Origin of the sequence: Bartonella sp. AC10YNML, from assembly GCF_042196825.1 — a bacterium.
In the GTDB taxonomy this organism is placed as follows: domain Bacteria; phylum Pseudomonadota; class Alphaproteobacteria; order Rhizobiales; family Rhizobiaceae; genus Bartonella.
This window is the reverse complement of record NZ_JBHIRA010000004.1, coordinates 105,009-124,068: the sequence shown is the minus strand read 5'-3', so window position 1 is coordinate 124,068 and position 19,060 is coordinate 105,009. Positions and strand designations below refer to the sequence as shown.

The following is a 19,060-nucleotide window of genomic DNA, read 5'->3' as shown; positions in this document are numbered from 1 at the left end:
TAATTGCCTCTACAATAATGATTTTTAAATAAATCCAAACGGTTAGAAGTTTTCATTTCTAAAAAATGAAAAGCTCTGAAGAATCTTCTTACTTTTAACTCTTTTCAATTGAGAATAAATCAACAAAAGTAAAAAATCTCCTATACATGATCTTTTTTCAAGACTTTATCTAAGCAGCCTTCTTAACTGATTTCCGAAAACGAAAAGTCTTTGCACGCTTTACTATCGGTTTTGCTTTTTGCTGCCTCTCATTTTGAGGTGAAGAATTCTTCCGCTGCAACTGTGCAGCATCATCTTTTCGACCTAAAAACTGTTTTTGACGTTTAGATTTTTTAAAACGGCGTTCCTTATCGTTTTCTTTACTTTCTCGTACAATTGGCTTTTCTGGAAACGCTGCAAATTGTTCTGGAACAGCCTCAGCCACCAATTTCATACGAATCAAGCGCTCTATAGCACGCAAGCGGGACCTTTCTATCTTCTCATCAAAAAGCGTAAGTGCTACACCAGATGCACCATTACGTCCTGTACGACCAATACGATGTACATAACTTTCAGCTTCATCTGGTAAGTCGTAATTAATAACGTGACTTATCCCTGGTATATCAATACCGCGTGCAGCAATATCTGTTGCCACTAGGATCTGCACAGATCTTTCACGAAAAGCTTTTAAAGCAGACTGGCGAGCACCTTGTGATTTATTTCCATGAATTGTTGCGACTAAATATCCTACCTTTTCTAAACTACGCGTGACAGCATCTGCCCCATGTTTCGTTCGAGTAAAAACAATAACCGAATCAAAAGCTGGATTTGTCAAAAGTTTACTTAAAACATTCTTTTTTTCATTCGTAGGAACACAATATAATTTTTGGCAAATCTCTACAGCCGTAGTACCTTGAGGAACAACTTCAATTTTAACCGGATCATTGAGTAAACATTTTGCAAGCACAGCAATTTCCCTCGGCATTGTTGCAGAAAAGAGTGCTGTCTGACGCTCTTGATGCAAAAGCTTTGCAATTTGCTTAACATCATGAATAAACCCCATATCCAACATACGATCTGCTTCATCCAAAATCAAAAAACGAGATTGGGAAAGATCAACACACTTTTCACGAACAAGATCTCTCAAACGCCCTGGAGTCGCTATCAAAACATCCACACCTGCTTCCATACGTTTAATTTGTTTTAAACGTGATACGCCCCCAAAAATAAGACATGTTGAAAGATGTGCTCCTTTCGCCGCAGTGCGAATCGTTTCATCAATCTGAACAGCAAGTTCACGCGTTGGAGCTAAAATCAAAGCGCGTGCAGTTTTAGGGCATCGTTTATCACCTAAAGCCAAAATCTGACTTAAAATAGGCAAACTAAATGCCAAGGTTTTTCCAGAACCTGTCTGAGCAACACCTAAAATATCGTGTCCTTTCAACATCACTGGAATAGCTTGTTCTTGTATAGGTTTAGGTTTACTCATCCCAGCAATGAGTAAATTTTTAATCAAAAGAGTAGGCAAACCTAACTTTGTAAAAACATTTTCTTCTTTTATAGGCAAAATAAAATCTTTCCTTAGCTGAAGAACTCAAAATGAAGTAACCATCTGAACTCTCCACTCAAGAATCCGCGCAAGAGAAATCCCTGACATTTTAAATGAAGCAACGCCTAAAAAGCGGCTTGCGCAACTCATGAACACCTTGAAATCAAGATAAAGGCGTATAAACTTCACTTTACAAAAAGCCAACAAACCAGCCTAAATGCCTTCACCTCTATTATCTTTGGATTATGATAAAAAAGCAAGAACTTTACGAAATACATTTATCATGAATAAAAACAATATTTAGATCGTTTACTTTTTGATGATTGTGTCCATCGGTAAATGTACCTTGATAAAATCAGGATAAATCTCGAGAAAAACTGGATTTTGTAAAGTTTTTTGACCGCCATAAATTAAATACCATTGGTTTTTATCAAAAATCGCCAAAGTTTTATATTGAATGATGCGATCTTTCATCTCAAGAACTGTTGGAATTAAAGCATACAAAGTACCGTTATCAGTTTGTAAATACTCTATATTTTCTTTATCTAAATAATAAGCACCAGAAGGCAACCCCTCAAACTTCTTATGCAACTGTTGAAGAAAATCACTACGTAAAGCACTCTCTGTTGTATTCAATCGATGTGCCATCTCTTTATAAAGCCGCTCAGGCATATAACGAGAAATAGGCATAAAATCCCCATTTTTTATAGCATTATTGACATCAACAACGACTCTTGAAAGTTCATCTTTTTGTACTATTGTTGGCTGAGATGCTAAACTCTGTTGATTAACAATCAAAAAGAAAAATAGACTCAGCACCGAATAAAAAATAGGTTTCATCGTTATACTTCTTGTTTTAGTAAAATTTCAGTTTTTCAAATAACAAAATCAAATAAAGTTTGATCATCAGTAATATCACGGTAACGCCAACCTAACGTTTGAAATTTTTCCTCTAAAAGACAAAAATTACCGTATTTTTTTGTTTCAATCGCAACCAATACAGAACCAAAGTTTCTCGCTGATTTTTTAAGATATTCAAAACGTACGATATCATCATCTGGCGATAATGTGGAAAGAAAATGACGCAATGCACCAGGATGTTGCGGAAAACTAAAAATAAAATATTTTCTCAACCCTTGGAAACGTAAAGAACGCTCTTTAATTTCTGGCAAACGCTCAAAATCAAAATTACCTCCTGAAATAACAAGAAGAATTTTTTTCCCCTTTAACTCTTGAGGAGGAATACTGTTAAGCGCATCAATCGATAAAGCACCAGCCGGTTCAAGAACCACACCTTCAACATTAAGCATTTCAACCATCGTAGAACAAACGCGATTTTCAGGAACCGTAATGACAGAATCAGGGGGAAATTGCTTTAGAATTGTATAGTTTAGTGCACCAATTTCAGCCACAGCAGCACCATCTACAAAAGTATCAATGCTTTCAAGCTTGACGCGTTTTCCACTCTCCAAACAAGCAAGTAAACTTGCTGCTCTTTGCGGCTCAACAAAACGAAGCTTTGTTTTCCAACCATATTCATGTAGAAACTTGCTCACTCCACTTGCCAAACCACCCCCACCTACCGGCACAATCATCAAATCTGGCTCACTTTCTCCATTGAGTTTTTTCCATTGTAAAGCAGCCTCACAAAGCACTGTTGCCTGCCCCGTAATAATGCGAATATCATCGAAAGGTGGAGCCATTACACCACCGCTCTCTACGACAAAGGATTGTGCAGCTTCATAACATTGATCAAATGTTTCTCCAACCAAACGAATATCAATGAATTCTTTACCAAAAATACGTGTTTTTTCAATTTTTTGTTGTGGCGTTGTCATAGGCATGAAAATCACGCCTTTACGTTTAAAATAACGACAAACAAAAGAAACGCCTTGCGCGTGATTCCCCGCTGAAGCACAAACAAATGCAGAATCTGGTGATATACAGCTAAGCATTTCTGAAACAAAATTGAAAGCACCACGAATCTTATAAGACCGCACCGGTGTTAAATCTTCACGCTTTAAATAAATTTCTGCATCATACTTTTGGCTAAGAAAATCATTTCTTTGAAGTGGTGTTTCAGCAAACACGTGATGCAATCCCACCATAGCTTTTGTGACGTCTTGAATAAATTGACTCATAACACTAATCATTTCATACTTTATTTACATTATAAAAGCTTTTTCTATCGATAAAGGAAACTATTGTCAGTCAAAATTTCACTAAAAAATGAAAAATGTTTCTTTTGTCATTAATTCTTGATTCAATAAAAGATATAGCTTATGAGAGAACTCACATCGCGGACGTGATGAAAACGGTAAACATAGCAGACTTAAAATCTGCCGGTCGAAGACCTTGCGGGTTCAAGTCCCGCCGTCCGCACCAAATTATCTTAATCTCTCTTATTTTCCAATGAGTTATTAAAAATCAAAAAAAATTAAAGCACCTTCTACACCACCTTTCGTAACTTTATTATAACGCTATTAGACAGCACCGCGATGATGCTAAAATACGAATCATTGCTGCTTTTTGAGGTACCTTTTTAGCACTTTGACCTCCTCCTCATCTTTATAGGATGGAGAGGCAATTAGTATTGCTAATTTGGGATTGGCTTATACTCTTCATGACTCTTGTAAAACGACGCAAAAGCTCAGAAAAGAGATAGATGCAAAAGACAAAATAATAGATAAAGAAGCTAAAATAATACGTGCACAAAAAGATGTGATTCAAAAACAAGAAGAGTTAATTCGAAAATCAACTGCTTCTAAAATTATTTTTCCTCGAATGGCAATTAAAAATTTAGCCCAAAAGTAGTTTCAAGTACTTTCTCACAAACATTTTTTCAAGACAGGCAATCACAACACGCTCTATCATAGCGCACATATAAATACACAACAGCCTTAATGGGGGAAGATGATCATCAAATACACAAATCATTCTCTACCTTGATCTAGGTACCAAGACAGGCTGAGCGATTTCTCGTGTAGACAGCAGTATAACAAGTGGCACTTGTCAATTTTGAATCTTGTCGTTTTAAAGGCGATGGTATGCGCTATTTGCGTTTTCAGCAATGACTTACAAAAATGAAGATAACAACAGATAAAGGCAACTCTTCACAAGAAAAGATGATTAAAACGGTGTTGTGCAAAAGGGTAAAACCCAAAAGATGACACCGAAGCAAATGCTTTAGCAATTTTATATTTAGTTAAAGAAGGGAATGCGCATGTCTAATGCAATGCCATGGATAAGATTCCATTTGAATGACTGGATCAATGAGATAGATGGAATGACGTTGGAGCAAAGGTGAGTTTATATAACGCTTTTCATTCGCATGTATGACAAAAAGCACCAATTAAAGAAGACTTTGAAACGCTTGTACGCACTGCAATTGCTCGCAAAAAAGTTTGCAACTCTTGTCGAACACTTAATAAGAAATGATAAACTTATTGAGAAAGATAATGGTTTGTCGAATACGCGCGTTGAAGAAGAGCTAAAAGATTTTACTGATAAAAAAAGTGCACATATCGCAAATTCATAGTGAGGCTGGAAAAAGTGCACAATAAAAAACGCTATAAAAAACATTGTAATGATCTTGCTGAAGCAAACGCTAAGCAAAATCAAGCTATAAAGAACCAGAATAAGAATATATATATAATATACTAAAACCATCATTTTAGTAAAAAAACTGGTTCTGAAAATTTAGAAACAAACGAACAAGTTGACGAACCAACAAAGGTTGCTGCTGTTGAGACCACATCAGAGCAAATCGAAACGGGTATAGAAAACCAACCTTCCATTCACGAGCAAAAAAACATTCCGAAAAAAGCTAAACGGGTTAGAAATGACAGTGACTGTCGTATCCCTGATAATTTTGCAATCGATGAGGAATTGCCTCCAGAGCGTGTCAAAGTCGAAATGACAAAATTTCGAGATTATTGGAAAGCAACATGACGCAATTGGGTGTGAAAAGCTATCAAGGATTTAGAGAACGGAAAAAACTATGGAAATCACTCTCAAAGGCAAAAAAGTGTAGATGAACGCATCTCAGACAGCATCCTTGATATCAGGCCTCGAGGTCACTTTGAAACACATTCACGAGATGATAGCTCCGCAGTTTCCTTTAGTTTTGAAAAATGGCAAGCATTGACACAACAGAAGGAAGCAATTGCCTTAGAAGCATGTGATCAATTTCACGAATTGTTTTAAATAAAAGCGAACAAAGAGGACATAGCCAAGGAAATTCGGATGCTTTCGTGTGGTTTAAAATTTCGCAACAGGCCGATCATGAAGGTATAGCGCTTACCTATGGAGAATGATTTTGGAAAGTGTTTCTACGTAGTCACTGATAAAAATGGTTAAACGGATTTTATGCGATGAGGTAGAAGATTTATCAGATACGTTTTTTCCAAGCACTCGTGAGTTAGTAAGATTATGCCGTGATTTGGAAAATAGTCTTTTGGCAAAAGCCAATCTTGTACACAAGGCTGTTTTGAACACCCATGAAAAAAAGCTGAAAAAAGGCAATGAGAGAGAATTCAAGACCACTCACGTTGGTTGAAAAGCAAGTGAAAAACATTTCAGGTTAGCAAACTAGAGAAAATTGCTGATCGTTTTGTGATTGGATGTGCATTTAAATCGACAAAATGGCACCGTACAGAGTGATTTAAAGATTTTATGATAAAAAAACCTATCATATAAAACGCTCTGTACGGTCAAATTTGAGGCAAATAGACAAATTTGTAAAATTAGGATTAAAGCATGTTCATTTTAAAACATCTACTCTTAAAAAACCGTAAACAAGCCCATGCGAAAGAGGTTTGTTGCAACGGCAGTGGGTATGCCCCATGGGGGATTGGACAGAGGAGTATTTTTACAACCTCTACGAATATGGAGACGGCACAAGAGGATGTGAAAAGTTTGATGGTGGTCAGTATTACAAAACACCTAAGAATGCGGATTTTAGTACCAAAGCGCAAGTAAAAGCATGGTTTACGGTGGTGATATTCCGAAATGCACTTCTTAAACATTTACACAAAAGCATAAGAAGCTATTGAATCATGAGCTTTATGTTATATTTTTATATAATATTAGAGAGGGCGTTTTATGCACAACAAAATTACGTAAAGTTGGAGGATCCGTTATGCTCTCTATACCTCCTGCATTGTTTGATGTTCTTCATCTTACTGAAAATATGCAAGTGGGTTTGGCTATTGATAATGGACAAATCGCAAAATTACACTCTTGAAGAATTGTTAGCCCAATGTAATCCTTCGGACGATTTTGCGGATAAAGATGTAGAGTGGTTTGATGCAAAGCCTGTTGACAGAGAGCTCTTGTAATGAAGCGGGGTGAAATTTGGTTTGTATCGCTTGACCCAACCTCTGTCTATGAGAAAAAGGAACGCGTCCTGTACTGATTATGTCATTTGCTAGAACAGCAGGCTTTGCTGTTTCATTGGTGGGAACAGGGCTGCATACAACAGGTGTGATACGCTGCGACCAGCCGCGTGCTTTAGATATAGTAACGCGTAATGGGCGAAGTCTTAGCAAAGTTATCAACATTTCTTACTTGAATTTTTTCTACAACTTTTAATGTTTAAAAACACCAACTTTAGGTAAAAAGTAAAAAAGCATAAGATCATGATTTTTTCTGTTGACAATCAGCTAATCAATTTTTCACAGAATAAAAATCAATATTTGACTAATGATGTCATTAATTATGACTCAAAAGGAGCCATAATGAAAGCTGTCATCACTAAGCCAATGTGTGTTGTTGGCAACAATAAAAGCACTGTTCGTTTTGAAGTTTCAACTCCCAATAATCCATTTGTTGAGCTTTCTAATCAAGTCTATGCTCGTCTCAAGCGTGCAAATGCTGCTAAACCCTTTGTTGATGTTAAAACAAAAATAAAGCCCGACAAGGGAGTTGAACAAATTAAGCAAATAGAACAAGAAGCCGTACAAACATCAACGAAATCAGTGACTAAAAAAACCTCTCTCGAAAAACCAAAAGCATCTAAGGTCTCTCAATCATCAACACCTACTCTTAAAAAGGCTTAGACGTTGAAGTTAATCATCTACCAAAAATAGTATCTTCAACAGGCAAAAGATACCTTCACAAGCCTTCAAGCACCACGCCTTAATTGGGCTCTGCGTAATGCTCTAAACACCTCAGCAAAACAAGTTGAACGCTTTACTGAAAAGCAAGTTACCGACATCTCATCAGCTCAAACAAAGCGTATCAGAAAAGGTGTTTATATTAAAGAAAAAGTGACAGCAAGGTTTCTTGAGACAGGTATCATTGGTTCTGGAACACCAATACCTCTTAAATTTTTTAAAGCAAAAGAAACAAAACGCGGCGTAATTTACACACTGTTTGGAAAGAAAGAAATCTTACCCCATGGTTTTATCAAGGGAGGCAGTTTTCCAAAGCGTGTTGATTTGAAAATGGGAGGGAATGTGTTTCAAAGAGATGACGGAGATCAATTCCCTATTGCAAAACAAGAGGGCCCCTCAACTTCTGAGGTCATGTCAAAGCCAGAGATTGCAAGTGCTATTGTAAAAAAAGCCAATGAGAGATTAATTGCCAATATACAGAACAAACTTGCTCATCATGAATACGCTGCCAACAAGAAAAGCTAGATTATGTTCTTAAACTTTATCTATATATTCCATATCCTTATGAGTTTATGCATTACACACTTTGATTACAATTTTAAAAACAGATTATCACTTATGCTTTGTTCTTCCATAAAAAATCAATGCAAAAGGTACTTCCCAGCGGGTTGGCTTCGTTGCAGGGCAGACTAGTGCGAATTATCGCTAGCGACAGAATTTTCAATTTTACTGTACGTTGTACACTTAACTTATTGATAAATAACAATTTTTATTATGTACACTGTACAGTATGTGAAACGTTTTCTTAGCAAGAAGTAATTTTTGTTGCTGGACAATTCTATAGTAATAGGTATTTTCGAATCAGGTGCCTCAAAAACACCTCAAAACAACTAGCGGATTAGTTGCCGAAATAACTAATCTTCCGCAATTTAAAAGCTTTAACTCATTGTATGCTACATGCATATAATAGCTTTTTCAGGTGTTGTTATACCATATAACACCCTTCGGGGAAAGGCGTAACGACAGACTAGATTGCCGTGTTTCTTAATGCCCAGCACTCTTTTAGAATGTCATTAAGGAACGTCTAACATCTAAGAATTCTTTATGAATACCATTATTAAAATTACTGAATTATGTGGCAAAAGGCATGACAATATTATGCGTGACACCAAGAAAACGCTTGAAGAACTTAACGCCCTCAAATTTGAGGAGGTTGATTTTTGTGGGCACTACCTTGATAACAAAGGTGAAAGCCGCCCTTGTTATAACCTGCCAATGCGTGAATGCTTAATTCTTGTTTCTAGTTACAGCACTGCCTTACGAGCAAAGATAATTGACCGTTGGAAAGACAAGTAGCTATTCCACAAATTGATTACTCCAAACCCGAATATTACTTGGCGCCTTAAATCATCTACAAAATCAAATTAAGCAGAAAAACTATGTTATTTCAGAATTAGCACCAAAAGCAAAAGCTTTAGAAGGCTTAAAACGCTCTGATGATTTGTTTGATTTGATTGAAGCCGCGAAGATGTTGGAGATAAGACCAAAGGATTTAACAGATTACTTGCGTAAAAATGATTGGGTGTATCGACGTGCTCCAAGTGGTCCATTGTTATCTTTAATCAGGATAAAATCAAAAAAGGATTCATGGAGTGTTCTGCCATCACCATTCAAAAACCGGATGGAACAGAAAAGGTGCTGCCTTCAACAAAAATCACACCTAAAGGATTGGCGGCATGTTTGAGAGAACAAGTCCACGGAGGTGTGCAATGAAGGTAGATTCTAACTTCTTATGCGGTTTATGGATGGCTTTATCTCAATTTTCTAGACATGAAAATATGAATGATAAGATTGTACAGCTCTGGTTGACATCATGAGTTTAGTAGAAAAAGCTTTGATTTTAAAACTTCAAGATGAAGTGCCAATCCTTCTTTCGATATCTTTCTCATCTGACGCTCCATAAAAAAAGCCCCACAAAAGTGGGGCTGGATAAAATGATGTTCTAATCAATCTCGCACTAATTATAATAAAATGGATCGCTACATCCACGGGCGCCTATTTTTTCATCTTCTACATAACGAGAATGCGCAAAATTCCGTACAAGATGATCATTGTTAGAGCCACCAGTCAAATCGCCTCCTCCCAACATAACATTTATGTCTACACGTAAACTGCTTCCTTGCTCCCCTGTATGCCATTTAGTCACTGGATAACAACCAGACAAATATTGCCAAACATAACCGCAACCATCCTCACAACCGATATGCGAAATCATCCGTCTATTGTTTGTATCAACGTGTCCTCCAGACGTCTTAGGAGAAGGCGTTTGATTGCCGACAATACTGGTTGCTTGATTACTTCCATACATGCATGGCGAAAACTCATCACTTGTCAAATTAACAGACCAAAAATCAGAGGCATGATTCGCATAGCTACGATTGGTCGTAATCGGAACACCATATGCCGACTTTGCATTTACACCTGTCCCTGATTGAAGATAAATATCAACCCAAATATTATGCCACGGATTGTAAACTATTCCCTCTGGGTCACTATGCGGGCGGTGATTTAAACACCAAACAGAATTGGGCAAAATATCCCCTGCTTAATAACCCGATAAGAGATGACCTTCGATCTCACCAACATTCGCACATAGCGTATGAAATCCACTAATCTTTTTAGAATTATCCTCTGTATAGCCATCAGGAGCCGTCAGATTTTGCGAAAGGTCAAAGGATAGCTCATTCGTCTGATCTTTTAGGAAGAGATATGTATAATAAAATCCTTTCCTGCTTCAAGATCTTCGTCAAAAGTCATCCTTCCATGCCCTGGAATGCGGTAAAAGAGGTACCTACCCCCACATTCTCACCACCATGATAAAAGCGAAAACATGCCCCTTCATTGATCACAAGACCTTTTCTATTTTTCGGATCGGCTTCCAGAATTCTGTCAGGTTGATGAAAACGCACATCCTCTAAAAAATTAGTGGAAAGAGAACCTACATTACCTTGAAGTTCAGAAAGACTGTCACTGTTCCTCTGAGCCTTCTCTTGAACTTCTGTCAATGCACTCTTCGCTTCTTCCGCTAACACTTTTGCCTCAGAGGCGGCTGTATTCGCAGAATTTGTCGTTGCTGTCACCGTGTCTAATGAACTCCTGACCTCTCCAAGCCCTTGCTTCGTCGTATCAGCTTTTTCTTTTGCTTGCTCCGCAACACTCTTCGCTTCTTCCGCTGTTGTCTTCGCAGTCTCAGCTACTTCCTTGGCTTCTACAACCAAAGGTTCTACCTTATCCGCCTTAACCTGCGCTACTTCACAAATGATCAGATCAAATTCTGATAAACCGTATTTCTTTTAAGCATCCGAAATCACTTGGATTGATTGGTAAGTAGCAAACACCACAGTCATTGCATTTACTAATACTTTATTTTCTTTTTTCAAAGCTTTTAAGCATCAGTTGGTAGCTGATAGAGCGAGATCTGAGACATCGAGTTCGGCAGCAGCATCTTTGTTTTACGACACTTGCCAACTTATGTATCAGAATACACCACAAAGGAATGAAACGGTACTTCTGTATAGCGTGTCCATTCTCTTATTGTTTGTGACATCAAAGCCAGAAAAGGCACGAAAAACAAAACACGCTCTCCAGTTTCGGCTATTTGTTGTGCTATCTTAAAGCTGGTAAAAATCTTCTCCGTTCCACATACCATAATAAGTTTGCCACGGTCTGCTTCTTTTAAACCCTCATAGACTTTCTCATACTTTTGGATTTGTTGAAAAGTTATCCCTAATTGGTGCCCTAATTGCTTTTACGACATTCCCAGCATTTTTCTTTAAAAGCGAATTTTTTGCCTATAGAAATGCCGTTAAAATGTAGCTTTTTCTTTTCACTCTTAAGCTCCCCCCGCTGGGTGCGAGCACCCTCGCATTAGTATTCCGAGAGCCTGAAAGTATTGAACACGAAACAGATCTTTTCTTTTAGTGCTCATAGCACCTAGATATAGAAAAATATCCCATAATTCCGAGACACCAACAGAGTAGGCCATTTTTATGATCAAACTTTAGGGCTTTCAGACTCTACTGATCGCTGCGTAGATGAGTAAAATCACTCTTTAAGTAATAAAGTAATTTCAGGAAATTGGCAATCAAAATTAAAGTAATCTCAAAGACTATAAGATTGGGCACTCTTCAAAAGAGGATAATGCGAAGGGCTGTCATCGTAGTTAGTCATCACCCCACACAATGCTTCTTTTCCAGAAAACGCAAAACGCGATATAAGAAAAAATGTTGTTTGCAAAATTTTCTCTTGCCTATACAAAGAGAAAATAAAAAATTTGGAGGGCTCCCATGATAAATGACATCTACTGTGTTGGATACAATTATGTTGAACATGTTCATGAACTAGGCAATATTGTTGAAGATGAACCCGTTATCTTTAGCAAGCCAAAAAGTTCACTCGTTTTAGGCAATGAAATTTATCTTCCTAACTTTTCTAAAGAAATCCATTTTGAAACTGAAATTGTGCTCAGAATCTCAAAGGACACTTTCATGGTCACAGAGAAAGAAGCAGAAGAATGCTATGATGCCGTAGCAATAGGTCTTGATATTACCGCAAGAGACTTGCAAACAAAACTGAAAGAAAAAAAGCTTCCTTGGCTTTTATCTAAAGGATTTAAAGGAGCGGCATACGTCTCTGACTTCATAAACAAAGAAAAAATAAACAACCCAATAACCTTTACAATGAAGTTAAATGGCGAAACGAGGCAAGTTGGCAATACGAAAAATATGATCTTTAGCTTTGAGAAAATAATATCATTTTTAAGTCACTACATTCAGCTAAGGCGTGGTGATATCATATACACAGGCACTCCACAGGGCGTAGGAAAACTCTCTAAATTTGACAGAATAGAATTATATCTTGAAGCTCAATTAATCTCAGAGCTAAAAGTAGAATGAGTCATCAAATACTAACCTTTTTCATTGTTTCATTTTTTTTAGTCATCTCACCGGGACCAAACATGGCCCTTATCATCGATAATGCAACGAGATTGGGGAAAAAGAACGCATTTATGAACGTTTTAGGGTTATGTACAGCAACATATGCGCATGGAGCATTTTCCATATTAGGGGTATCAGCACTCATTCTCAACAACAAAACGCTCTTTCTTTTAGTAAAACTCATGGGAAGCTGCTATTTATTATATATGGGCTTTAAATCGATTAAATCTGGAATACACAGCTTAAATTCAAAAGAAAAAATATCAACGAATGAAAAAAGCATTGTCGGTACAACAAAGCTTTTTACCAGCTATATGGATGGTTTTTTGACACAAATACTAAATCCCAAAGTATCAATATTTTACATAGCAGCCTTTCCAAAATTCTTAGCTTCTGGCAGTAGCATTAAAAAAGGCTTTGAACTTGTAACGATACATTCCTTCAACATCTTTACATGGTTTACTTTAATGACCATTTTTATATCATTCGCAAGCGCCACTTTAAAAAAGAAAAAAATAAAAGGATACATTAATATTGCGACAGGAACAGTTTTATCTCTATTTTCTTTTTTCATTTTCTTTGGATAATGTTATTTCGATAACAAATTGTAAAGTTAATAGAGCAATCTTTTCCTGATTCTGTCTCTCACTATGAATAGCTAAATCTCTAACAGAGCTTATACAATCCCCAGTTCTTTTTTTCTTTGTATAACTGAATTACGTTGCATTTCTTTATCATACTCTCAAGGACGCTTGTGTAAACAATGTGAGTCTCTCGTAACATTTTATAAAATGTTACCAATGTCTAAACAAAATCCTTATTCATCACTTTAAAAGAAAGAACTATGATATTGTTCTTTTCCTTTGTGAAACAAAAGTAATTCCTTCTCACTTATGATAGCATCATAAAAATAAAAAAATGATTTTAGAAATCATTTAAATTTTCCATTAAAAATTGTTCTTAAATTAAGATGAGAACTCTCGAGTGCTATTTGAGTAAAAATTAAAACTCTCACCATTATGAATAATAATAAATAATGCACTGATTACAAATAATAAGTTTCAAAAAATTATAAAAAATCCTGACAACTTTCTGAAATAATTTTAAAAGCTCCACGTCTTTTAATGAACAATTTATTTGTTATTAATAACAATAAAAAGTTCCCTATTCAGATATCCGTTACGTTATTTAAGAGGAAAACATTCTCTTTTTTCAAAACCATATTCCTAAAACATATTCTTGTCTTTATCCACACAAAATCATAAAAAACGTTTTTTTCCTTTACACCTCATTTATATCATGCTTCGATACAGAATAATGCATTTTTAGTGTAATTTAATCTCAAAATAATTAAAGGGAACCCCCAAAAAATGAGCTATAAACAAAATTTAAAAGATGGTCCTCAGATGAAACTACAACGTGGCCTAGATAACCGTCACGTACAACTTATAGCCCTCGGTGGAGCTATTGGAACAGGACTCTTCATGGGATCAGGAAAAACAATTAGTGTAGCAGGCCCTTCCATCGTACTCGTTTATGCTATTATTGGATGTGCCCTATACTTTGTCATGCGTGCTATGGGAGAATTATTGCTTTCTAATTCACAGTACCGGTCCCTTATTGATTTTTCAACCGATATGCTAGGACCGGGAATCGCTTTCTTTGTAGGCTGGAGCTATTGGTTGAGCTGGGTTGTAACTGGAGCTGCAGATATTATTGCCATCATCACTTATATGCACTTTTGGTGGCCAACGCTTAATCCATGGATTGCCGTTTTTTCTTGCATTGGTTTCTTTTTAATTTTTAATCTCTTTGCCGTAAAACTATTCGGTGAACTTGAATTTTGGTTTGGTCTTATCAAAGTCGTAGCAATTTTAGCATTAATTGTTGTTGGTTTTTATATGATCGCTACGAGCTTTACTTCTCCCAATGGTACTGTTGCTTCTCTCAATCACGTATGGAACGATGGAAATATCTTTCCGCGAGGAATGACAGGTTTTTTTGCTGGATTTCAAATTGCCATTTTTTCTTTTGTTGGTATAGAAATTGCAGGAACAACTGCAGCTGAAGTCAAAAATCCTAAAAAAGTTCTACCAAAAGCAATTAATGCAATACCAGTACGTATTGTACTCTTTTACATCTTCTCTCTCATCGTGATTATGTCAGTCACACCTTGGGATCAAATTGTTCCAGATAAAAGCCCCTTTGTTTCGATGTTTTGGCTTGCTGGTATTCCGATAGCTGCTGGTTTGGTAAACTTTGTCGTTCTCACCTCGGCTGCTTCTTCGGCAAATAGTGGTATTTTTTCTACTAGCCGTATGATATATGGACTTGCAACACAAAAAGGTGCTCCTCCAATTTTAGGTAAGCTTTCCAAATATCATGTTCCAGCCAATGCTCTATTCTTTTCCTGCTTATGTATTTTAATAGGGTATACAATTGCCTCACTCTCTCCAAGCCTCATAAGTGCTTTCACAATTGTGACGAGCATCTCAGCTATTGCATTTTTATTCGTATGGTCTGTAATTTTGGTTAGCTATATTGTATATCGTCGCAATCACCCTCATTTGCATGCTGAATCCGTCTACAAAATGCCAGGAGGAATTATCGTGTGCGGGATAATTTTAGTTTTCTTTGCTTTCATGCTCTATTTGTTAACGTTAGAAGAAGACACCCTAACAGCTTTAAAATACGGTATATTCTGGTTTATTTGCTTAGGCATAACCTATTTTACATTTGTAAAGAAAAAAATAACTCAAGGTAACAAATAAAGTCTATACATAAAACATCTCAAAAAAGGGTAATTTTAGTTACCCTTTTTCTACTTAACCTCCTCCCCAAACATCAAAAAACGACGATTCCTACCAGCGCCGGTTTGTGAACAATCCAGCTTATTAAGAGGGAATGCTGCTGATCATTTATATGGTTCACCTACATAAGGCTCTATGGGCTAGCCCTGCCCTGAATACTCACCACACATTATAAAAATACTTAATGCGTAAAAATGTTATATGCTTTATATCACTACTCTACACAACAGTATTTTACTGCACAATAAGATAAGAAACGAGCTATTCTGTAAAAAATTCTCTATAAACTTCACTGACATTGTTTACTAATAAAACATGAGATTTATCTAAAACTTTTTCCCCTCCAAAAGTTTATATTCAATTTTTTATCAAAATTAAAAATATAGCTTTAAACAGAATATATCTTAATAGCTATCTGCAATAAAAAAAGATTCTATGAAAATATTTTTCTATTTGTAATAAATTTTAAATATAAATAATTAAAGGTAAATTTTTAAATATATTTTTTAATATTTTACATAATAGTCTAACTATTTAAACTTATTTTATTTATATATAAAGTTTTATATTTAATAAATTTGCAATTTTATTTATATTTAATATATTTAGAAATCTAAATTAATAAATAAATTTTAAATATAAAAGTTATTTATACAATAATTTACTATAAATAAATATATTAAATATAAATATTTATATAAATATAAATAATAATTATATGTAATATAATTTATATTATATATAAATTATATTACATATGTATAAAATATAAAAAATCAAAAAAATGTAATAAAATTTATCTTTTGTTTCTTATATATAAAATAATTATTCCATTAATTAATAATGTTTTTGCTTTATTCTCATATAGTCATAGAAAAAAATTCCTTTACTCCCTAGCTATATCATGTTTCGATAGAAGGGATTACCTTTTTTAGGGTAATTTTATCTTAAAATAACTAAAGGGAACCTCCCAAAAATGAATAAACAAAATTTAGAAAAAAAACCTAAGAAGAAATTGCAACGTGGACTACATAACCGACACATACAACTTATAGCCCTTGGTGGAGCGATTGGAACAGGTCTCTTCATGGGATCAGGAAAAACAATCAGTGTAGCAGGGCCTTCGATTCTACTCGTTTATGCAATTATTGGTTGTGCTCTATACTTTGTCATGCGTGCTATGGGAGAGTTATTGCTTTCTAATACACAATACCGATCTTTTATTGATTTCTCAACCGATCTTCTAGGGCCATGTGCCGGATTCTTTATCGGCTGGACATATTGGTTGTGTTGGATTGTCACTGGAACTGCTGAAATTATTGCTATTGTCACTTATACACACTTTTGGTGGCCTGAACTCAATCCGTGGATTCCTGTTATAATTGGTCTTATGTCCTTTTTAATTCTTAACCTCGTCGCAGTAAAACTATTTGGCGAACTTGAGTTTTGGTTTGGTTTTATCAAAATCGTAGCAATTCTAGTCCTAATCGTTGTAGGATTTTATATGATCTTTACCGGTTTTGTCTCTCCAAACGGTACGGTTGCTTCTCTTAGCCATATATGGAACGGTGGGAATATTTTTCCGCGAGGAATTACAGGCTTTTTTGCTGGATTTCAAATTGTTATTTTTGCTTTTGTTGGCATTGAACTCGCTGGAACAGCTGCTGCTGAAGTAAAAGAGCCTCAAAAAGCTTTACCACAGGCTGTTAATTCAATACCAATCCGCATTGTATTCTTTTATATATTCTCTCTTCTTGTGATTATGTCTGTGACGCCGTGGGATCAAATCAGTCCAGAAAAAAGCCCATTTGTAACAATGTATGCACTTATTGGTATTCCAACTGCTGCAGGTTTGATGAACTTTGTTGTCCTCACAGCTGCCGCATCTTCAGCAAATAGTGGAATTTTTTCTACCAGCCGTATGATATATGGGCTAGCAACACAAAAAGGTGCTCCTAAGTTTTTAGGAAAACTTTCTCGTAACCACGTTCCAGCCAATGCATTATTCTTTTCATGTTTATGCATCTTATTTGGTTATGCCGTTGTATCGTTATCTCAAACACTCATAGCTGCTTTTACAATTGTTACGACAATTGCCGCAACTTTGTTTATATTTGTATGGTCTATCATTTTGATCAGCTATATCGTCTACCGTCGCAATCGTCCTCTCCAACATACTGTTTCTCCTTATAAAATGCCAGGAGGTGTTGTTATGTGTTGGGCGCTTCTTATTTTCTTTGCATTCATTATTTATTTATTGTCATTAGAAGCTGACACTGCCATAGCTTTAAAATATACTCCAGCGTGGTTTATATTTTTAGGGATTGTATACTTTCTTTTTGGAAGAAAGAATTATGCAAAAAATTAAAAAATAAAGCTTATGTTGCCAAAAACATATAAAAAAGGGTAACTAAAGTTACCCTTTTTTTTGATATTTATCTATAAAATTATAAAAGCTATTGATCAAATATCTCTGTAGAAGCTTCAATTACGCTCTTTATCAACCAAAGCGTTAGATTTTATCCAAGGCATCATAGAACGAAGTTTTTTACCAACTTCTTCAATAGGATGATTATCATTTAAACGCCGCATACTTTTAAAATGAGCAGCACCAGCCTTATATTCTTGAATCCAATTCGATGTAAATTTACCCGTTTGAATATCTTTCAATATACGTTTCATTTCTGCTCTGGTTTTATCCGTAATTACACGTGGACCAGAGATATATTCACCCCATTCAGCTGTATTAGAGATCGAATAATTCATATTTGCAATGCCCCCTTCATACATGAGATCAACAATCAGTTTCACTTCATGTAAACACTCAAAATAAGCCATTTCTGGTGCATAACCTGCTTCCGTTAATGTTTCATAACCAGCTCGAATCAATTCAACAAGACCTCCACAGAGAACCGCTTGTTCACCAAAAAGATCAGTTTCGCACTCTTCTTTAAAAGTTGTTTCAATCACCCCAGCACGTCCACCACCAAGACCACATGCATAAGATAATGCTAAATTATGAGCATGCCCTGAAGCATCTTGCGCCACCGCTATTAAGCAAGGAACACCACAACCCCGTTGGTATTCATGACGAACTGTATGCCCTGGACCTTTAGGAGCAATCATCACAATATCAACGTTTTTTTTAGGTTCAATCAAGCCAAAATGAATGCTCAAACCATGCGCAAAAGCAATCGCTGCCCCATCGTGTAAATGATCATGAATATGTTCCTTATAAATATCAGCTTGCAATTCATCTGGCGTTGCCATCATGATGAGATCTGCCCATTTTGCTGCTTCAGCAACACTCACCACTTTAAAACCATCAGCCATGGCTTTTTTAACTGTTTCCGACCCTGGACGCAAAGCTATTTGCACATTTTGGACACCGGAATCTTTCAAATTTAAAGCATGCGCACGCCCTTGAGAACCATAACCAACAATGGCTACTTTTTTCCCTTTAATGAGATTAACATCCGCATCACGATCATAATAAACACGCATAAAAAAATTCCTTCTTTCTCTATTTAAACTGGATTTCAGATTACTTTTATTCAATAAGAAACATTATCTACAGTGCATCACACACTTATAAAGACAAAAAACACC

General features: G+C 35.9%; 17 protein-coding genes, 1 tRNA gene and 4 pseudogenes. 13 read left to right on the top strand and 9 right to left on the bottom strand.

Annotated features, from left to right (window positions below; all coding sequences use genetic code 11):
- Positions 1-169: 169 nt before the first annotated feature.
- The 3 genes from ACFINA_RS03765 to ilvA all read right to left on the bottom strand — a co-directional run bounded on the left by ACFINA_RS03765 (position 170) and on the right by ilvA (position 3,681).
- The gene (locus ACFINA_RS03765; protein ID WP_375615099.1) at positions 170-1,546 is read right to left on the bottom strand and encodes a DEAD/DEAH box helicase; all 1,377 of its coding nucleotides are present in this window, start codon (positions 1,544-1,546) and stop codon (positions 170-172) included.
- Between the two features lie 291 nt (positions 1,547-1,837).
- Complete coding sequence (locus tag ACFINA_RS03760) at positions 1,838-2,368, bottom strand: hypothetical protein (RefSeq protein ID WP_375607472.1); 531 nt, start codon at positions 2,366-2,368, stop codon at positions 1,838-1,840.
- A 35-nt stretch (positions 2,369-2,403) separates the two neighbouring features.
- Positions 2,404-3,681 (bottom strand): threonine ammonia-lyase IlvA, encoded by a 1,278-nt coding sequence (gene ilvA / locus ACFINA_RS03755; protein ID WP_375608747.1) that lies wholly within the window; start codon positions 3,679-3,681, stop codon positions 2,404-2,406.
- Between the two features lie 146 nt (positions 3,682-3,827).
- Here ilvA and ACFINA_RS03750 point away from each other — a divergent pair.
- The 5 genes and pseudogenes from ACFINA_RS03750 to ACFINA_RS03730 all read left to right on the top strand — a co-directional run.
- Positions 3,828-3,913, top strand: a tRNA-Leu gene (locus ACFINA_RS03750).
- Between the two features lie 222 nt (positions 3,914-4,135).
- Positions 4,136-4,342 (top strand): hypothetical protein, encoded by a 207-nt coding sequence (locus tag ACFINA_RS03745; protein ID WP_375615098.1) that lies wholly within the window; start codon positions 4,136-4,138, stop codon positions 4,340-4,342.
- A 550-nt stretch (positions 4,343-4,892) separates the two neighbouring features.
- The gene (locus ACFINA_RS03740; protein ID WP_375615097.1) at positions 4,893-5,066 is read left to right on the top strand and encodes a hypothetical protein; all 174 of its coding nucleotides are present in this window, start codon (positions 4,893-4,895) and stop codon (positions 5,064-5,066) included.
- An 813-nt stretch (positions 5,067-5,879) separates the two neighbouring features.
- Positions 5,880-6,086, top strand: coding sequence for a hypothetical protein (locus tag ACFINA_RS03735; protein WP_375615096.1), 207 nt, complete (start codon positions 5,880-5,882; stop codon positions 6,084-6,086).
- A 200-nt stretch (positions 6,087-6,286) separates the two neighbouring features.
- Positions 6,287-6,539 (top strand): annotated as a pseudogene (locus tag ACFINA_RS03730) (hypothetical protein); the annotation flags it as partial.
- 241 nt (positions 6,540-6,780) lie between these two features.
- Here ACFINA_RS03730 and ACFINA_RS03725 read toward each other — a convergent pair.
- A complete protein-coding gene (locus ACFINA_RS03725; protein ID WP_375615095.1) occupies positions 6,781-7,089 on the bottom strand; it encodes a hypothetical protein in 309 nt (102 codons plus the stop codon).
- A 177-nt stretch (positions 7,090-7,266) separates the two neighbouring features.
- On the opposite strand from ACFINA_RS03725, the gene ACFINA_RS03720 reads away from it, so the two are divergent.
- The 4 genes and pseudogenes from ACFINA_RS03720 to ACFINA_RS03705 all read left to right on the top strand — a co-directional run.
- Positions 7,267-7,587 carry a hypothetical protein gene (locus tag ACFINA_RS03720; protein ID WP_375615094.1) on the top strand — a complete coding sequence of 107 codons (321 nt, stop codon included), beginning with the start codon at positions 7,267-7,269 and terminating at the stop codon, positions 7,585-7,587.
- Positions 7,588-7,677: 90 nt separating this feature from the next.
- Positions 7,678-8,169 carry a hypothetical protein gene (locus tag ACFINA_RS03715; protein ID WP_375615104.1) on the top strand — a complete coding sequence of 164 codons (492 nt, stop codon included), beginning with the start codon at positions 7,678-7,680 and terminating at the stop codon, positions 8,167-8,169.
- Positions 8,170-8,748: 579 nt separating this feature from the next.
- On the top strand, positions 8,749-9,000 hold the full coding sequence (locus tag ACFINA_RS03710; protein WP_375615093.1) for a Rha family transcriptional regulator: 252 nt from the start codon (positions 8,749-8,751) through the stop codon (positions 8,998-9,000).
- A pseudogene (locus ACFINA_RS03705) lies at positions 8,985-9,417 on the top strand (phage antirepressor KilAC domain-containing protein); the annotation flags it as partial. The gene ACFINA_RS03710 and the pseudogene ACFINA_RS03705, both read left to right, overlap by 16 nt.
- Positions 9,418-9,661: 244 nt before the next feature.
- Here the strand turns inward: ACFINA_RS03705 and ACFINA_RS03700 are convergent.
- The 4 genes and pseudogenes from ACFINA_RS03700 to ACFINA_RS03685 all read right to left on the bottom strand — a co-directional run.
- Positions 9,662-10,237 carry a hypothetical protein gene (locus ACFINA_RS03700; protein ID WP_375615092.1) on the bottom strand — a complete coding sequence of 192 codons (576 nt, stop codon included), beginning with the start codon at positions 10,235-10,237 and terminating at the stop codon, positions 9,662-9,664.
- A 12-nt stretch (positions 10,238-10,249) separates the two neighbouring features.
- A pseudogene (locus tag ACFINA_RS03695) lies at positions 10,250-10,363 on the bottom strand (hypothetical protein); the annotation flags it as partial.
- Between the two features lie 94 nt (positions 10,364-10,457).
- Positions 10,458-10,922 carry a hypothetical protein gene (locus ACFINA_RS03690; protein WP_375610516.1) on the bottom strand — a complete coding sequence of 155 codons (465 nt, stop codon included), beginning with the start codon at positions 10,920-10,922 and terminating at the stop codon, positions 10,458-10,460.
- Between the two features lie 78 nt (positions 10,923-11,000).
- Positions 11,001-11,416 (bottom strand): annotated as a pseudogene (locus ACFINA_RS03685) (DEAD/DEAH box helicase family protein); the annotation flags it as partial.
- 574 nt (positions 11,417-11,990) lie between these two features.
- Here ACFINA_RS03685 and ACFINA_RS03680 point away from each other — a divergent pair.
- The 4 genes from ACFINA_RS03680 to ACFINA_RS03665 all read left to right on the top strand — a co-directional run bounded on the left by ACFINA_RS03680 (position 11,991) and on the right by ACFINA_RS03665 (position 17,819).
- Entirely contained in the window at positions 11,991-12,599 is a 609-nt protein-coding gene (locus ACFINA_RS03680; RefSeq protein WP_375615091.1) for a fumarylacetoacetate hydrolase family protein, read from the top strand.
- Positions 12,596-13,228, top strand: coding sequence for a LysE family translocator (locus ACFINA_RS03675; protein WP_375615090.1), 633 nt, complete (start codon positions 12,596-12,598; stop codon positions 13,226-13,228). The genes ACFINA_RS03680 and ACFINA_RS03675 overlap by 4 nt, the downstream gene beginning before the upstream one ends.
- Positions 13,229-14,011: 783 nt before the next feature.
- On the top strand, positions 14,012-15,412 hold the full coding sequence (locus ACFINA_RS03670) for an amino acid permease (RefSeq protein ID WP_375607000.1): 1,401 nt from the start codon (positions 14,012-14,014) through the stop codon (positions 15,410-15,412).
- 1,015 nt (positions 15,413-16,427) lie between these two features.
- Positions 16,428-17,819, top strand: coding sequence for an amino acid permease (locus tag ACFINA_RS03665; protein WP_375606999.1), 1,392 nt, complete (start codon positions 16,428-16,430; stop codon positions 17,817-17,819).
- A 116-nt stretch (positions 17,820-17,935) separates the two neighbouring features.
- Here ACFINA_RS03665 and ilvC read toward each other — a convergent pair whose 3' ends face one another.
- Entirely contained in the window at positions 17,936-18,955 is a 1,020-nt protein-coding gene (ilvC, locus tag ACFINA_RS03660; protein ID WP_375610513.1) for a ketol-acid reductoisomerase, read from the bottom strand.
- Between the last annotated feature and the right edge of the window lie 105 nt (positions 18,956-19,060).

Coding starts and splice junctions, on each gene's coding strand:
- ACFINA_RS03760 (WP_375607472.1), bottom strand. CDS start 2,368: ATGAAACCTATTTTTTATTCGGTGCTGAGTCTATTTTTCTTTTTGATT.
- ilvA (WP_375608747.1), bottom strand. CDS start 3,681: ATGATTAGTGTTATGAGTCAATTTATTCAAGACGTCACAAAAGCTATG.
- ACFINA_RS03735 (WP_375615096.1), top strand. CDS start 5,880: ATGGTTAAACGGATTTTATGCGATGAGGTAGAAGATTTATCAGATACG.
- ACFINA_RS03725 (WP_375615095.1), bottom strand. CDS start 7,089: ATGTTGATAACTTTGCTAAGACTTCGCCCATTACGCGTTACTATATCT.
- ACFINA_RS03720 (WP_375615094.1), top strand. CDS start 7,267: ATGAAAGCTGTCATCACTAAGCCAATGTGTGTTGTTGGCAACAATAAA.
- ACFINA_RS03710 (WP_375615093.1), top strand. CDS start 8,749: ATGAATACCATTATTAAAATTACTGAATTATGTGGCAAAAGGCATGAC.
- ACFINA_RS03680 (WP_375615091.1), top strand. CDS start 11,991: ATGATAAATGACATCTACTGTGTTGGATACAATTATGTTGAACATGTT.
- ACFINA_RS03675 (WP_375615090.1), top strand. CDS start 12,596: ATGAGTCATCAAATACTAACCTTTTTCATTGTTTCATTTTTTTTAGTC.
- ACFINA_RS03670 (WP_375607000.1), top strand. CDS start 14,012: ATGAGCTATAAACAAAATTTAAAAGATGGTCCTCAGATGAAACTACAA.
- ACFINA_RS03665 (WP_375606999.1), top strand. CDS start 16,428: ATGAATAAACAAAATTTAGAAAAAAAACCTAAGAAGAAATTGCAACGT.
- ilvC (WP_375610513.1), bottom strand. CDS start 18,955: ATGCGTGTTTATTATGATCGTGATGCGGATGTTAATCTCATTAAAGGG.